11 protein-coding genes are annotated in these 16,238 nt (G+C 58.0%); 8 read left to right on the forward strand and 3 right to left on the reverse strand.

The window, feature by feature from the left end:
• The first annotated feature begins 4 nt into the window (after positions 1–4).
• From NKI10_RS21385 to NKI10_RS21420, 8 genes are all read left to right on the forward strand, one after another.
• Positions 5–745, forward strand: a complete 741-nt coding sequence (locus NKI10_RS21385) for an ABC transporter ATP-binding protein (protein ID WP_352861819.1) — start codon at positions 5–7, stop codon at positions 743–745.
• A gap of 272 nt (positions 746–1,017) precedes the next feature.
• Entirely contained in the window at positions 1,018–2,148 is a 1,131-nt protein-coding gene (locus NKI10_RS21390) for a DegT/DnrJ/EryC1/StrS family aminotransferase (RefSeq protein ID WP_352861821.1), read from the forward strand.
• Positions 2,145–3,083, forward strand: a complete 939-nt coding sequence (locus NKI10_RS21395; RefSeq protein WP_198020342.1) for a glycosyltransferase family 2 protein — start codon at positions 2,145–2,147, stop codon at positions 3,081–3,083. Before NKI10_RS21390 ends, NKI10_RS21395 begins: the two co-directional genes overlap by 4 nt.
• Complete coding sequence (locus NKI10_RS21400) at positions 3,080–4,030, forward strand: WxcM-like domain-containing protein (RefSeq protein WP_352861823.1); 951 nt, start codon at positions 3,080–3,082, stop codon at positions 4,028–4,030. Before NKI10_RS21395 ends, NKI10_RS21400 begins: the two co-directional genes overlap by 4 nt.
• A gap of 345 nt (positions 4,031–4,375) precedes the next feature.
• Complete coding sequence (locus NKI10_RS21405) at positions 4,376–5,905, forward strand: glucosyltransferase domain-containing protein (RefSeq protein WP_352861824.1); 1,530 nt, start codon at positions 4,376–4,378, stop codon at positions 5,903–5,905.
• Between the two features lie 249 nt (positions 5,906–6,154).
• Positions 6,155–7,012, forward strand: coding sequence for a class I SAM-dependent methyltransferase (locus NKI10_RS21410; protein WP_352861826.1), 858 nt, complete (start codon positions 6,155–6,157; stop codon positions 7,010–7,012).
• Between the two features lie 68 nt (positions 7,013–7,080).
• Positions 7,081–7,869: a sulfotransferase gene (locus tag NKI10_RS21415; protein WP_156932393.1), complete on the forward strand. Its 789-nt coding sequence runs from the start codon at positions 7,081–7,083 to the stop codon at positions 7,867–7,869.
• Positions 7,870–8,132: 263 nt separating this feature from the next.
• The gene (locus NKI10_RS21420) at positions 8,133–8,867 is read left to right on the forward strand and encodes a class I SAM-dependent methyltransferase (RefSeq protein WP_050587696.1); all 735 of its coding nucleotides are present in this window, start codon (positions 8,133–8,135) and stop codon (positions 8,865–8,867) included.
• An 86-nt stretch (positions 8,868–8,953) separates the two neighbouring features.
• Here NKI10_RS21420 and NKI10_RS21425 read toward each other — a convergent pair whose 3' ends face one another.
• The 3 genes from NKI10_RS21425 to rfbB are packed head-to-tail and all read right to left on the reverse strand — an operon-like array spanning position 8,954 to position 16,238.
• Entirely contained in the window at positions 8,954–14,191 is a 5,238-nt protein-coding gene (locus NKI10_RS21425; protein WP_352537954.1) for a glycoside hydrolase family 99-like domain-containing protein, read from the reverse strand.
• Positions 14,188–15,165: a dTDP-4-dehydrorhamnose reductase gene (gene rfbD / locus NKI10_RS21430; RefSeq protein WP_023705503.1), complete on the reverse strand. Its 978-nt coding sequence runs from the start codon at positions 15,163–15,165 to the stop codon at positions 14,188–14,190. The genes NKI10_RS21425 and rfbD overlap by 4 nt, the downstream gene beginning before the upstream one ends.
• Positions 15,162–16,238: a dTDP-glucose 4,6-dehydratase gene (gene rfbB, locus NKI10_RS21435; protein ID WP_352861829.1), complete on the reverse strand. Its 1,077-nt coding sequence runs from the start codon at positions 16,236–16,238 to the stop codon at positions 15,162–15,164. Before rfbB ends, rfbD begins: the two co-directional genes overlap by 4 nt.

The raw sequence follows: 16,238 nt of genomic DNA on the forward strand, positions 1-16,238 counted from the left end.
TTCGATGGTTTCTATCAAGCTGGACAACGTTAGCCTTGTTTACAAGCTGCACGAGAAGCTGACGCTTTCCGCGCCGGACCGGCGCGTGGGCTGGCCTGGCGGCAGAATCGAAGGCTCGGGTAGAAAGCAGTTTGTGCAGGCGCTCGACGGCGTCAGTTTCGAACTCAAGGCGGGCGACCGGTTAGGCTTGGTTGGCCCGAACGGAGCCGGCAAGACCACCCTTCTCAAGGTGCTCTACGGGATCTACGAGCCATCCGGGGGAAGCGTCGCGATAGAAGGCAAAGTCGACGCTCTTTTCAACATCAACATAGGCTTTCGCCGCGAGGCAACCGGGCGCAGAAATATCGTCCTGCGTGGATTGATCAGCGGATGGACGGAAGCCGAGATCGAAGAGAAAATGGAGGACATCATTGCCTTCAGCGAATTGGGGGACTTCATCGATTTGCCGTTCAAGGCCTACAGCCAGGGCATGGCCGCGCGACTGGCCTTTTCGGCAGCGACCGCGCTTGATCCCGAGATTCTGTTGATGGACGAGTGGATCGGCGCCGGCGACGCCGCTTTTCAGGACAAGGCCAAAAGGCGCATGGACGAACTGGCGGAAAAGGCCGGCATCATCGTCCTCGCGAGCCACAGCGAGGCTCTTATCCAAAGTGTGTGTACGAAGAAATTGACGCTCAGGAGCGGGCGGATAGAATCGCTCACGACAGAGCCGGTAAAGAGAGCTGCAACGACAGCCAAGCGTTAGACACTCTCGACGGCCATCACGCTGGCCTGCCTTTCTTGCGCCAAGACGGGGCTGTTCGTGGGCCCTGTTGAACATGGCGCGCATCCTGCGCTACCGATGCGAAGCCGGTTGCAGCGGCGTCAGAATCCCAATAGTTGTGCCTCTTCTTTCGGCGCCCCTTCACGCTCGCAAGCGGACTTCTGGATTTACCATGCCTGCGGCAACTGAGCTTGCCAAACGTTCCGCCGTGCGAACATTCTTAAATGAAGCATGCTTGAGCAGTTGAGTTGACCATGACAACACAAAACTCCGTCCCGATGAACGACCTGAAGCGCCTGTATCAGCGCTATCAAGTCGAAATCGAGCGTGAAGTAGCGAGCACGTTGCGTTCGGGATGGTGGCTCGATGGCGCGGTCGGCAAACGATTTGCGGCAAATTTTTCCAGATTTATTGGTGTTTCGGAATGCGTCCTCGTGGCCAACGGTACTGACGCACTCGAATTTGCATTGGCCGCGGTCCTCAAGCGCGGCGGCGCGCGCGGGCGCGAAGTTGTCCTTCCGGCCAATGCCGGGGGCTATGCCAGCTGTGCCTGCTGGCACAACGACCTCATTCCGCACTACGTCGACATCGAACCGACCAGCCAGCTCGTACACCTTCAGTCGGTGCTGAAAGCAGCCAACGCAGACACTGCTGCAATCGTCGTTACCCACCTTTATGGCGGCGTCGTCGATGTCCGGGCTATCAGGGCGGGACTTGCCGAGGCTGGTCTCTCGCACATTCCAATCGTGGAGGATTGCGCGCAGGCGCACGGGGCAAGGATCGGAAGCGACGTTGCGGGTTCGCTGGGCGATATCTCCACTTTCAGCTTCTATCCAACCAAGAATCTCGGGGCCATGGGTGACGGCGGCGCCGTTCTCACCTCCGACGGGGCAGCCGCCGCACACGTGCGGCAGCTGCAACAATATGGCTGGAGTTCAAAATATCATGTCGGCGTGCCCAACGGCCGCAACTCTCGTATGGATGAGGTTCAAGCGGCGATACTGGACGTTTTGCTGGGCGATGTGGATATCCGCAACAGGCAGCGACGTGCCATTCTCGACCGATACAAATCGGTCGCCGGGCATCGATTGCAATTCCTGGAGGGTGGCGACGGCGCTGTCGCGCACCTCGCCGTCGTGCTCTGCGACGATCGAGATACATTCAGAGCGTACATGAAAGAACACCGCGTCGATACCGACATTCACTATCCCGTGCTGGATTGCGACCAGGTCGGCTGGGCGGACCTGCCGATGAAAGGAATGGAAAATCTCGCCATTTCAAGGGACAGCGTCGGCCGCCTCTGTTCCGTCCCCTGCTATCCCGACATGACGAGTGACGAAATAGAGCAGGTGTGCCTGGCCCTCCGCGAATGGGAGGCAATGTGACAACGCGCTCGATCGTTTTCCCGATCTATCGAAATCAGGCGAACATCCCTTCCCTTCTGCAGGCGGTCGCCGATTTCCATTGCAGATATCAGGGCGACATCGAGTTCGTCTTCGTTGTCGACGGGTCGCCTGACGAATCCGGCCCTCTGCTGATCAAGGAAATGAAGAGCACGGGCTACGATTACAAGATCATCTTCCATAGCCGGAATTTTGGTTCTTTTACCGCCATCCGCACCGGCCTCGAACACGCATCGGGCAATCACGTTGCGGCCATGGCGGCCGACCTGCAGGAGCCGCCGGAACTGATCCTCGAATTCTTTTCGAAACTGGAGAAGGATGAGGCGGACGTGGTGTTTGGGCAGCGAGCTGGACGTAGCGATCCGCCTCTGACTAAATTTCTCTCGAGGGCTTTCTGGGCCGCCTACCGCAGGCTGGTCCTGCCCAGCATGCCGAGCGGCGGGGTGGATATCTTCGCTTGCAATCGCCCGGTGCTGGAAGCGATCCTGTCGATCGAAGAGCCGAACAGCTCGCTTGTCGTGCAGCTGTTCTGGGTGGGCTTCAGGCGGCAATTCGTGCCCTATCGCCGGCGCGAACGAGAGCACGGAACAAGCTCCTGGGGCATGGCACGGCGGTTCCGATACATGATGGACAGCGTCTTTTCGTTCTCTGACTTTCCGATCATGCTCACACTCTGGGTGGGCTTCGCGGGCTGCGTCTTGAGCCTGATATTTGCCACCGTTACCGTGATTGCCCGCTTGCTTGGCAATATCGATCCCGCCGGTTACACGACGCTGGTGTTGCTGATCACGGGCTTCGGTTCGGCCAGTCTCCTGGTTCAGGGCATTCTTGGCTGCTATCTCTGGCGGGCAGTTGAAAACACCAAGTCACGCCCTCTCAGAATCATCAGCCGCGTCGTTGACGGAACAGCCAAATGACCGACAAGCCATTTTTCGTGCATGAGCGCGGCATTTGCGAAAGTTCGCATGTCGGCGATGGAACACGGATCTGGGCGTTCGCCCACGTCCTTCCCGGCGCCGTGATCGGCTCGAATTGCAACATTTGCAATCATGTTTTCATCGAGAACGACGTGATCATCGGCGATGAGGTGACCATAAAGTGCGGTGTTCAATTGTGGGACGGCCTTCGCCTGGGCAATCGCATATTCGTCGGCCCGAATGCGACTTTCACCAATGATCGATTCCCTCGTTCGAAGGAATATCCCGAAACGTTTCTGCTGACGACCGTCGAGGATGGCGCATCAATCGGCGCCAACGCGACGATTCTCCCAGGCATAACCATCGGTCGTCAGGCGATGGTCGGCGCCGGCGCCGTGGTGACCAAGAACGTCCCTGCCAATGCCGTTGTCGTCGGGAATCCCGCCACGATCATCGGGTACCAGACCGGCCCGCGAGTGGAGCCGATCGTGACCCAAACCTTTCCCGGCACAGCTGGCGAGAAAATGCCGCTTGGCATTGGCGGGTGCGAACTCTGGCGGCTACCGCATTTTGGCGACCTGCGCGGCGAGCTCGCTCCACTAGAGTTCGGTTTGAATCTGCCCTTCAAGCCGGTCCGCTCATTCCTGGTCTACGGCGTGCCGTCAGACAAGGTCAGAGGCGAGCATGCGCATCGCGAGTGCCATCAGTTCCTTATTGCAACCCATGGTCGCCTTTCGGTCGTCGTGGATGACGGACGTGACAGGAAAGAGGTGTCATTGACCGAACCTTCGATCGGCCTCTATTTGCCGCCAGGAATTTGGGGGATTCAGTACAAATTTCAGCCAGAAACGGCCCTGCTGGTGATGGCCTCGCACCAATATGATGCAGACGATTACATCCGGGACTATTCAGATTTCCTCAATGCGGTCGGGCAGGATGGCCGCTGATCGTGTGGGCGCAGACGCTATCCGCTTTCTTGTCGCCGGCGGCCTAAACACCGCGCTGACCACGCTCATATATTTCGCCGGCCTAACAGTGTTCCCTTCAAGTTTCTCCTACGGGCTTGCCTGGCTGGCAGGCCTCGTTTTTGCGATGGTATTCTATCCAGATCGTGTCTTTCCCGGAGGCCGTACGGGCTTCGCTGACAGACTGGCAATCGGCGCCTCGATCGCAATCGTGTTCGTAGTCGGATTGGTTAGTCTTCAGGTCCTCGAAAGAATCTTGCAAAACACGGCGGTAGCATTCTTCGTAACCCTCGCCACGACGACCATCCTCAACTTCTTGATTTCTCGATGGATACTCCGCAGATCATGCTGACGCGCCCAAACACAATCCGGCAGGCAATCAATCTCTTCGCGATTTTTGTCGCGATGTATTTCTCTGAGCTGGCTTCCTTTTCGCTCTCCGTCGACGAAGAACTCGCCGCGTTCAGAACTGATGCGTCAATCTGGATCATTCAGGGGCGATGGGGCGCGTATCTGATCGAGAGATTTCTCATCCCCCACCCAGTGATGCCGCTGCTGACACCGGCCGTCTTTGGTGCCGGTTGCGTAGCCGCCTATCTCCTCGTCATGGACGCCATCGACAAGCGCGAGCTTTCCATCGCGGAGTATGCATGTTTTGCAATCTTCTGCGGTTTCCCGACCTGGTTCTTCATCGTCGAGTTTTATTCGAACATCGCCGCTGTCGGGATTGGTCTGTTCGCCACCGCGCTCGCGCTTTGGCTGATCGTCAGGAGTGACGTTTCTGTACTCAGCCCATCCTTCCTGGGTGCAGTAGCCGCAGGCGGCTTCGCGATCTCGATCTATCAGAGTTTCGCGCCGGCAATTCTGGTATTGGGCATCGCGATCTCAATTCTACAGACAAGGGCTGGCACGGGAAAATCGCTGCCTAAAGTCCTGTTTCGGATCGGTGTTCTGCTGACCGGCGCCATATTGTTCTACGTCACCGGCAACGCCGTTTTTAGATTGTTCGTCTCCGGCAGTAACGCCTATTTCGATTCGCTTTCCCAGCCGGGTTTTCTGTTTGAACATCCGATTGTGGTCATTGGACGCGTATTGGAGGCGATGAGCGGGGCTTACGCTCTGGACCGGGGCACCTATGGCGTTGCGTTGTGGGCAATTCCTCTCTTGCTGATCCTGGGCGGCTGGGTACTTTTCGAGGAATCGCCCCGCACAAGACTGATGTTGACGGCACCCGCCTTCGTTTCGTTGCTTGTTCCCTTCTGTCTTCATTTGCTCGCGGCGGGCAGCATGCCTGTCAGAAGTCTCGTTGGGGTTCCGATCGCGGTGTGGCTGTTTTCTTATGTGGCGGTTACGAGCGGGAATTACAGGATTCGTGTCGCCTCGGCTATTTTGCTGGCGGTGGCGCTCTTCCAGATCCAGGTCATCCAGAACTATCGTCTGGCGTCCAGCTATCTGGTCGACAAGCACGATACTCTTCTGGCGGGAGCCCTCTACGAGAGGTTGTCGGCCACGCCCGGTTTCGACGCAAAACGCAGCTACGCCTTAAGCGTGTTCGGTGCCCAGCCATTTGTGACAACCTATCCCAGGCCGCCAGGCTCGACAGTCGGTTATTCCTTCTTCGAATGGGACGGTGGCAATCCTTGGCGTATCGCTTCCTATATGGAACTTCTGGGCTATTCTAATTTGACAGGCCCGACCCTGGATCAAGTCGACCAAACAATCGTCCGTCTTTCAACCATGCCGGTGTGGCCCGCTCCCGGCAGTGTAGAAATCAAGGACGACATCGCACTGATAAGGCTCGGCCAGACGCCTAGCTACGCACATCAGCAAGACCTCACAAGGATGGCCAAGCGTTGAAGGGCGCCGCAATTGGTCCTGCTCGCGAAAGTCCTGTAGTGTGGTTTGGCACTTGTCGCTGCGGACTTGACATGCGCCCGACTAGTCCAGGTTTGACCCGTACGTCGCCAGCTCTTGAAACGGTGGATCGGGGACCCTTCGATTCAGTTTTCAGCGGTGATTCCTTTGGTCGTTGATTGGCTGACTGCAATTCGACGCGTGCTACACGGTCACGCAAACGGAGAGACCTCACGAACAGCGCGAGGCCGCATGTTTTCCACTGCCGTCCCACACTTGAATGCGGCGGAAAGCTCGGCGGCCAACGGATGCACGGTTGAAGAGGCACTCGTTTTTCTACGCCGAATGAGCCTGGACGACTTCGGCCTCTTTATGATTTCCTTGCCGAACAAGCACTATCCTGGTTTGTCGCGTCTCCTGCCAGCAATGGCCAGCGACGACGTGCAGAAGACTTGGACCGGAGCATCTGGTCTCGACCTGTATCGGCAGACAGCATCTTTTGCCCGTCAACTTGAAAACAACTACACTCGGCATGTGAAAAAGCCGCTGGCAGGGTCTGACATCCTCGATTTCGGATGTGGCTACGGGCGTATCTTGCGCATGATGTACTACTATAGCGACCCGTCGCACATATGGGGTGTTGACGCGTGGGATAAATCTCTGGACCTATGTCGAGAGGCGAGGATGCATGGCAAGTTCGCTCAATCGGAGCGGATGCCTTCTGGTCTACCCGTCAATGATCAACGATTCGATTTGATTTTCGCCTTCTCGGTCTTCACTCATCTCGCGCCGGCAACCGCCAAAACCTGCCTTGCGGCGCTTCGAAACCATATCAAGCCCGGCGGACTGCTCGTCGCCACCATTCGGCCCATCGAATTCTGGCCGTTCATCGATGGGATTCGAAAGACCTCCATCGCTGCGGAGATGGAGTCGAATCACCACCTTAACGGATTTGCCTATCTTCCTCATGGTGGTGTCGAAGGCGAAACGTATGGTGACATCTCTTGCGAAATCGATTTTTTGAGGGGGAATGGCTGGACACTTGTAGGACATGACCGATCCATACTCGATCCATTCCAAGTGTCGGTGCTGATGCAGCCTTCCGGTTAGCGGCGGGCTAAGGTGACGATAAATCGCGGTTTATCAACCACCTGCACGAGAGAGAGATAGTGGATTAATTGTCTGCCGGACCGAGATTCTCCGGTAATCGCTTCTACTATGATTTGATCGGCTGCCATTCGCCGTGTGGGGACGATTTCGGCAATGGCGAGCGGTACTCGGTTCCGGTGCCGGCGCTAATGGCTCCTTATGAGGTGCTAATGAATTTTGATTTTCTCTTTATCGTGACCTATGGGCGATCAGGCTCAACTCTGCTTCAGGGGATAGTGAACACCATCCCGGGTGTGCTTATCAGAGGTGAAAATGCGGGCGCTCTTCACGGTCTTATCAAGTCCTGGGAGGCGGTGAAGATTGCGCAGGACCTGTTCTCAGCCGATAGCGAAAAGCCCACCAGTCCATGGTTTGGCGCCGCCGGCATGGATCTTGATCGATTCGGGCACGATCTTGCCGCCAGTTTCATTCGGAATATCTTGAAGCCGCCGCCAGATATTCGCGTCACAGGCTTCAAGGAAATTCGCTATCACTTGACTGCTGGTGAACTGGCGTTCGAGCTGGAATTCATGCGGCGCTTCTTTCCTCGCTGTGCCTTTCTTATCAACACGCGGGGTCTGGAGGCCACTATCGCCAGCAACAAAAAGGCAGGTCATGATGTTTCAAAGGAGGATTTGACTAAAGCCGATCAGTTGCTTCGCGACATAGCAGAATCGTCGACGCGAGACATTTTTCACGTCCATTATGATGACTACCGCTATGACCCTGATCGCCTTAGGCCACTATTTGACTTCCTTGGCGTTAACTTTGACCGCGTCACCCTGCAGAACGTTTTTGACACAAAGCACTCGAGCTAGGGGACGCCTTCTCAACGGCCTCGGCGGTCAAGGCCTCGACTGCACCGCACCCGCTGCGTTACCCCATTGATCTAGACTAGTCGATACGTGGGTAAACCGACCGCGTTTGGCCATATCAGTTCCAAACTTGGTCCACTATGGCTCCGGCGCGAAATTCGATGCATGGATTTGCCTTTCCGACCGACGCACGTGAAGGAAATGCGGCTGTAGGTTTGTGACGGCTACAGAGTTCGGCTAAGTTTGAGGCTGAGCGGAGGACATCAATGGCGATAGAGTTTCAGGCGACTTGCCCGATCTGCACCGAGCGGAAGACGTTCACATCCCCAGACGACTATTACAGCTGCCGAGACTCCCTTGTCGCCGTCAATTGCCCGCTGAACGATTGCGTGACGCGCGAGCGGGCCGCAGCTGATGTCGTATTCTCGCTCTTCCCAAGAGAAGCTTTCAAGACGCTCCGCGTGCACGAATCGGCGCCGGGAGGGCGCGGCCTTTCGCTATGGCTTTGGTACAATTCAAAGCAAAAGGTGTTTTCAGGCTATTATCCGAGCAAACCTTTCGGTTCGATGGTTGAGCACATCAGGAATGAGGACCTGGAGGCTCAAACCTTTCCTGACCGAACTTTCGACCTAGTCATCCATCTTGATGTAATGGAGCACCTATTCCACCCATTTGCCGCCCTCAGGGAGATTTTCCGAACTCTGGATTTCGGTGGCGTGTGCATTTTCACAACACCGACATACCCGGAATGGGCGGCCTCAGAACAAGTAGCCTTCCGATCGAAGGATGGCATCCGGATTGTGGGCGAACCCGAATACCATGGCAACCCGCAAGATCCGAGCGGATCATTGGTCACTTGGCGGTATGGCTACGATTTTCCCCTGCTGATCCAGCGACACACCGGATTCGACGTTGAAGTGCGGAGAATGCAGTCCAATAGCATTGCGGTCCTTGGCCCTATGACGGAGGTATACATACTGAGAAAGCCACGCACGTTCTAATCTAGAGGTGCGAACCTCGTCAGCGGCGATAAATTTCAGCTCTTCTGAGTGAGGTTTCAAAAATTCTATTTGGACATTCACGGTGTCTAGTCCGGCCGCTCCACGAGCGTAACGCAATCCAGTTCGTCCACGCCGCCCCAGTGAATGATATTGCTTTCGCGAACGACAAGCCCCGCACTTTTGGCGTAGGTCTCGAACAGTTTCCTGGTCATGTGGTTTCGCGCCAGTGGATTCCGACCGTAGTGCCGGTTCATTGGCGCTGGATAGTTAGAGTGGTGAAAAAGCCCCATTCCGCCGGGCCGCAGTATTCGTGCTGCATCCCTGAGATAGCTCTCAACGATATCCGGGCTGAAATGCACCATGGAGTCATAACAATAGATAGCGGTCACACTTCCTTGTTCCACCGGCTCAAAGGTGGCCCCGTCCCCCTTGAGATATCGGACAAACGGATACGCCCGCAGCCTGTCTCGGCAGAAATCCAGGTTGGCCTCGTGAATGTCCATCAGCGTCAGGCGATCCGTCATCTGAGCAACTCGTTCGGCGTGCCGACCATGTCCGCACGACAATTCGAGAACTGACGTCAGGTCCAGTTTGTTGAAGAGACGACGAAAGTTCTTGTCCTCGTCCCAAAACAGATGGGTCCAGGGCTCGGCATCGTCATAGTATGGGCTTTCGACCCAAGCGGCGCCGACGATCGCCACTGACTCGCCGAGCTTTCTCTTCGATTCAGAATTGATCATATCGGCGCTGTTTGTTTCTTCGGCCTTGGCCCGAGTTTCCCCAGAAACCTGATGCCACTCGAACCGTGGCTTGTCGCCTGTCGCGAGGCCAAATTGCTCGTAGAGTCGTTGGGCATATGCGCTTGCTGATTCTTGCGCTGCCGCTCCCAGATGGAAGCGGGCAATCGTTTCGGATTGCACGCGCGCGATCTCTTGCAGATGGCTGGCGTTGAAACTCCCGATGGTCACGCTTGATTGATGCCGGCGATGCGCGTTGAGCGCGTGCGGATGGAACGCGATATCGCCCTTCTCCAGCAATCGCAGATACGCGACCCAGTCGCCGGCATTCCTGTAGGAAGCGATTTCATCAAGGTGCTGGCTGAGAGCCTCGCGCAGCGCCTCCCTTCGAAACAGAACGCCGCTGACGTTTGGAATGGTGTTCTTGAGGTAAAGTGCCTCGGCGATCTCCTGGCGGCCATCCACGACATAGGGTTTCGTCCAGCGAGACCGGTCAATATCGGCCACATAGTCGAGATAGTGTTCGGACAAGACGCGGCCGGCGCCGTCTATCTGGCGCGACTGGCAGTAGCTCATTACGACTTCGTCGCGCTCGAAGGCTGGCATAAGCTCGGCCAGAAAGCCGGGATCGGCGAGGTCGTCGGCTTCGGCGATCCAAACGTAATCGCCCCGCGCCATTTCGACCCCACGCATCCATTGACGGAAGACCGAGCCCGAATTCTGCGCATTCACGACCAACCTGCACGAAATGTCGCAATCGGCCAGAAATTGCTGGATGACCTCGACGCTTTCGTCCGTCGAAGCATCGTCAAGCACGATCAACTCATAGGGCCGCATCGTCTGATCGGCGATCGAGCTCAGGCGCGCACCCAGATATCGGGCGTAATTGTAGTTCGGCACGATGACCGACACCCGCGGCGATGGCCTTTCTGCGTAAATCAGCAAGTCGTGCAGGTAGTGGCTGAAGCTGAATTCCTGGCGGACAATATCACGGCCCACGCCTGCCAGATTTCGAGCATTGTCCGGATCATCGAGTAGACCGTTGATGGCCTTGGCCATGGCGTCAGTGTCGAATGCAGGCACAAGACTTCCGCAATCACGCTTCAGCAAGTCCTGGAAGCCGCCTGCGCCTTCGAAGGCAACGACCGGGACCGTGGCATCAAGCGCCTCAAGTACCACCGACGGGAACGGATCTTCACGCGAAGTCAGGGCGTAAATATCCGCCGCGAAATAATATTCCTGCGGGTTCTCTACCAAGCCCACAAAGACGAAGCGATCCTCGAGCCCTGCTTCCCTCACGCGTTGCATCTGTTTGGCGTGAAAGGCGCGATCGACGTGGCCGACCCAGACCGCAACCACATCCGGATTGGACCTCATCAGAGTGAGGCAAACGTCAACGAAAAGATCGAGGCCCTTCCGATGATCGGCGTAGCCCGCGCACAAGATGATGCTGGTGTTTGTCGATAGTTGCAATTTGGCGCGGACCGCCTCGCGGACCCGTTGACGGTCCCCTGCGTGGTACGGCATGCGCAAATAGAGGCCTTGCGGTCTGACGACTGACTGGCTGACCGGCCGGCCAACAAATTCTTCAAATCCGGCTTTCACGATCTCTGCTGGGAAAACGACTGTATCGGCGCCCTCGGCAATCGCCTCGGCGGCATCAGCAAGGCCGTAGGACTTTAATATCCCGGGCAGCTCGTGGACGAGGCACACCGTGCGGAACCCCGCCTGTTTCAGCAGCGGGACGAGCATGCCGGATACGGTGGTGTTCACGACCGCCACTTCCGCGCCTGCGTTCCTGATGGCGGTCAGGCGACACAACACATCGGCGGCATCTCCCTCTGGCACATTGATCCTATGCACTGTCGCTGTGTCGGCGAAACGGCCGAGCAGCGGCCCATCACCCAGCACGACGAGATCCGGCGCGAAACCAAGCTGTGTGAACCCCTTGGCCAAATTGAGCGCCAGCAATTGTGCGCCATGCGGATGGGCGTCGTGGGAAACGATTGCGATCCGGGGTTTGCATTTCCCGCTCGCCGCCTCCAGAGCGTCGCGGGTCGCTTGCAGGTAGGCGTAGCCGTTTACGGTATCGGGCTCCAGATGAGCGCCTTCCGCCCATTCGTTCCAGGCGTTGACGAAGACCAGCCGCTCGGATGGCTCCTTGACATGGGCCAGCGTGTCCTCGATGGCGTTGCCCAGCCACCCTCGGTAGAGCGCGGGGGTGTTGTTGATGAACACGGTGCCGCCGCGCTTGCGGCGCGCCGTGTTGTCCCAGCCGGGACAAACCGAGCGGAAGAGCTTGTATTTGCGGGGTGGATAGTTCTCGCTGCGCTGCGGAAAAACAGACCAGTCATAGACAGTGGTGGCAAAATCGTCGTGCAGCGGCGCAACGGTGTGCGTGACATTTGGCGGCGCCGAATTGTTTGGCGGAAATTCCACAGCGGCATCGAACCCGTAACGGTCAGGAGACACGGCTTCGAAGGACTGGGTGTAAGCGAGGAAAATCTCGCCTATGCCGTTCTCCCGGCACCATGTCCGCCAGCGTTGCGCCGTCTCGGCTGCCGCCGGAAGCAGGCTTGGGCGATAGACAAGCAGAAGCGGCTTGCCGTCGATCCGGATGTAACGAGGGTCGCGAAGATAAGGCGCGACCTCGGCGATGAAAGCGAGATCATCCTGGGGAGAGTGATCCTGGGCGATCAGGATCTCTTGGTCCAGCCCGTCCCAGCGGCGCGACCAGTTTTCGTTGGCCCAGCAAAGGCAGAACGGCATGTCGAGGCTCTTGTCCCCAAGCCAGTTTTCGAGCGGCTTTTCCAACAGCCTCTTGCCGCCGAACCAATAAAAATAGAAGCAGAAGCCTTCCACGCCATAGAGCTTTGCCAGGTTGATCTGGCGGTACTGCACGGCGGTGTCGCGCAGATCATAGTAGCCGAGGGCATCCGGTTCATGCGGCTGGTGGTGGCCAAAAAATTGCGGTTGGGCGGGCCTGACATTGGTCCATTCGGTGAAGCCTTGCCCCCACCATTCATCGTTTTCGGGCGTCGGGTGGAACTGCGGCAGGTAGAACGCAATGACGCGCACCGGCTTTTGGTGCAGCGGCGGAGCTTCGAGACGCGGCACGTAGACGGGTTCGGGTGCAACGGCCGGGCCAGAACTGGCCGGCCGGTACAAGGCCGTCCCGACGTAGCCCATCGGTGCGTCGGGCGCCTCCAGGCTTCGCCAGGCGCGATAGGCATTCGTAACGCCAAACAGCGAAGGAAAGGTCGAAAACACCGCGCTTTTCAACTTCCGTTTAACGTCGACAGACAGCGGCAGTTTGTGCCAGCAAATGTACGCGCCGCGAGCCAAGACGCGGCGAGCGGTCATAGGTGCCTTGCCGATCGCGCGGACGCGGCTCGCAATTCCGCGCAATGGCCTGGTCAGTCGCCATGAGGTGCTGGCGTAGACTGCATCGAGAACACCGTGCAACCGGACTTCCTCGAAGCGAGCATTGTCGCGATCGGCAAGGAGCGTGCTGGCGGCCGCATGCGCCGTCGACAGTTCCGCTTGCAAGGCGTTGATCTCTTCTAACCTTTCAGCGAGCTGGGCTCTTGCGCCTGCGATCTCGTCGGAGCGGCTCTCGATCTCTCTGCGCGCCTTGGCGACCTCCTCGAGGAGCGCCTGCATTTGCGCTTCGCGATGGTCGCCCAGTTCCCGTTTGCTCGTGATCTCCTCTTCCATCGTCATCGACCGCAACGACCAGGGATTTCCAGCCTGGCTGGCAGCGTTCAGCGCCGTGCCATCAAGACGAAGGATGCTCTGTTCAACCGCCGCGACCTCTCCTGCTACGTAGCGGCGCCCGAGGACGTTCTCCTGGGACGGCCGTTTGGTTACGATACAAAGAGAGTTCAGGAACTCTACGGAATGAATCGACGCAAGCGAAGGATCATCGAATACGACCCCGTACCGATTCGCGAATGCCGCGAGTGCATCCGTTCGACTATGGTCCAGTCCCCAGTGCTCGTGATTGATCAAATCAAGCAATCGCTTGAAGAACGACATCGAGGAAAGCGGATCATAGAGGCCACCTTCGAAGTCCTGCCAGTAGCTGGTATGCAGATCTTCGACAACGAATATCCCACCATCTGAAAGATGAGGAAAATAGCCTGTGAATGTCCGTATGACGTCGGAAGATCTGTGCGAACCGTCGTCTATGATGATGTCGAAAGCCTCGGATCGATCGACAATACTGCGCTTAACGTCTTCGGCGTTAGCATCACCTATGACAACGTCGATTTTCCCGTCGTCGAAACGCAGGAGACCGCAGTTCTGGTTGATATCACAGCCCAGAATAATTTCCGCTTTTGTAAAATACTTTCCCCATATCTCAAGCGAGCCGCCGTTCTGGATTCCAATTTCGAGGATCCGAACCGGTTTGTTTCGATATCTCGAAAAAAATCGATCATACTCACTCAAGTAAATCGACCACTTGTCAGACACCTTGCCGTCATGTTTGTCGTAGAGTCGGCGAAGTGACCGGCCGCGGATATTCGTCGGCTCCGTATCCGCTTTCGGATCGCTGCCTTTCCGCGAAGTTGCTGGCTCATTCATCGTTGGAGGCTGTCCTTGATTGGCGCCAAATCGCTTCGAGGCGGTCCGGCAACAGGTCCATGGCGATGCCCCTCGATCGCGCTCGTTGTCTCCCCCGCCAAAAGGCGGCCGACCAAGGCATTTGTGGATAATTGCCACTCCGGCGCCGTCCATCCGAACGTGGCTGCGAATTTCGCGCTCGAAAGCCGCGAATTGGCGGGGCGCCCCGCCTTGGTAGGATAGTCGCTGGTCGCGATGTCGCGCACCTGCGCACGCGGGCCACCCAACGCCCGGCTTGTGTCCAGGATGTGGCGGGCAAAGCCACTCCAGTTAGTCTCGCCGGTTCCCGCCAGATGGTAGATGCCGAAGGACGCAAAGCCTGTGTGGCCACGCAGGATCGCTGCTGCACGGAGGATAGCGTCGGCGATATCGAGCGCGGAAGTCGGGTTTCCCCACTGGTCGCCCACCACCGCGATCTCGTCACGGTCGCTAGCCAGCCTGAGCATGGTCTTGACGAAATTCTTGCCGAACGGGCTGTAAACCCAACCGGTGCGCAGTATCACGTGGCGCGGGCTGGCTGCAGCCACCGCCTGTTCGCCCGCAAGCTTGGACGCGCCGTAGACGCCGAGCGGCGCGGTCGCGTCCGCCTCATCATAAGCACCGGTCTTGGTGCCGTCGAAGACATAGTCGGTCGAAAGATGAATGACCGGGACACCAAGCCGCGCTGCCGCTTCGGCCACCTTGCCGGCGCCCGCGGCGTTCACCGCAAAAGCCAGTTCGGGCTCGTCCTCGGCCTGGTCCACCACGGTGTAAGCGGCGGCCGAGACTATGACATCGGGCCTCGCCGCCGCAAGCGCCTCGAACACCGTGTCGGGCCGCGCCAGATCGAGCTGCGGCCGTCCCACGGCGACCACCTCCACGCCCGCCAGCCCTTGCCCCGCCTCCAGCAAACTGGTGGCGACCTGGCCCTCGCGTCCGGTGACGACAAGCCTCACGCCGCGCCCTTCCTGTCTTGGACCTGGCCCAGCCGCTCGCCGGCATAGCGCTGTTCGCGGATCGGGCCCCACCACCATTTGTTGTCGAGGAACCAGTCGACCGTCCTTGCCAGGCCGCTGTCGAAACTCTCGGCAGGCGTCCAGCCGAGGTCACGGCTGATTTTGGATGCGTCGATCGCGTAGCGGCGGTCGTGGCCGGGGCGGTCGGTGACGAAATTGATCAGATCACGATGGCTTTTGCCGCCTTTTCGAGGCCGCCTGATGTCAAGCAGGTCGCAGATCGTCTCGACGACGCTCAAATTCGTCCGCTCCGAATTGCCGCCGACATTGTAGCTTTCGCCCGGCATTCCCTTGGTCGCGACAAGCTCCAGCGCGCGCGCATGGTCCTCGACGAACAGCCAGTCGCGCACATTGGCGCCGGCGCCGTAGACCGGCAGCGGCTTTTCGTCGAGCGCGTTGAGGATGACCAGCGGGATCAGCTTTTCGGGGAAGTGATAGGGCCCGTAATTGTTCGAGCAATTGGAGAGCACGACTGGCAGGCCGTAGGTCTCGTGCCAGGCCCGCACCAGATGGTCCGACGCCGCCTTGGAGGCAGAATAGGGCGAGGACGGCGCGTAAGGCGTTTCCTCGACGAACATGCCGCCGTCGAAAGGCAGATCGCCGAACACCTCGTCGGTCGACACATGGTGGAAGCGGAAGCGGGCTTTCCTGTCGTCGCCAAGGCCACGCCAATATTCAAGCGCCGAATTCAGCACCCGGTAGGTGCCGACGATGTTGGTCTCGATGAAGGCGCCCGGTCCGTCGATCGAGCGGTCGACATGGCTTTCGGCGGCGAGGTTCATGACGACGTCGATCTCGTCGCGGTGGAGGATGTCGAGAACCGCCCGCTCGTCACAGATGTCGGCCTGCGCAAATTTGTAGTTGTGCGCATTCTCGATGGTGCGCAGCGAGGCGAGATTGCCGGCATAGGTAAGCTTGTCGAGATTGATCACATGGTAGGCCGGATTGGCGCACAAATGCCGGCACACCGCCGAGCCGATGAAGCCGGCACCGCCTGTCACCAGAAAATTCAT

The organism is Mesorhizobium sp. M0802, assembly GCF_040320115.1.
Lineage (GTDB): Bacteria > Pseudomonadota > Alphaproteobacteria > Rhizobiales > Rhizobiaceae > Mesorhizobium.

Coding starts and splice junctions, on each gene's coding strand:
- NKI10_RS21385 (WP_352861819.1), top strand. CDS start 5: ATGGTTTCTATCAAGCTGGACAACGTTAGCCTTGTTTACAAGCTGCAC.
- NKI10_RS21390 (WP_352861821.1), top strand. CDS start 1,018: ATGACAACACAAAACTCCGTCCCGATGAACGACCTGAAGCGCCTGTAT.
- NKI10_RS21400 (WP_352861823.1), top strand. CDS start 3,080: ATGACCGACAAGCCATTTTTCGTGCATGAGCGCGGCATTTGCGAAAGT.
- NKI10_RS21405 (WP_352861824.1), top strand. CDS start 4,376: ATGGATACTCCGCAGATCATGCTGACGCGCCCAAACACAATCCGGCAG.
- NKI10_RS21410 (WP_352861826.1), top strand. CDS start 6,155: ATGTTTTCCACTGCCGTCCCACACTTGAATGCGGCGGAAAGCTCGGCG.
- NKI10_RS21420 (WP_050587696.1), top strand. CDS start 8,133: ATGGCGATAGAGTTTCAGGCGACTTGCCCGATCTGCACCGAGCGGAAG.
- NKI10_RS21425 (WP_352537954.1), bottom strand. CDS start 14,191: ATGAATGAGCCAGCAACTTCGCGGAAAGGCAGCGATCCGAAAGCGGAT.
- rfbB (WP_352861829.1), bottom strand. CDS start 16,238: ATGAATTTTCTGGTGACAGGCGGTGCCGGCTTCATCGGCTCGGCGGTG.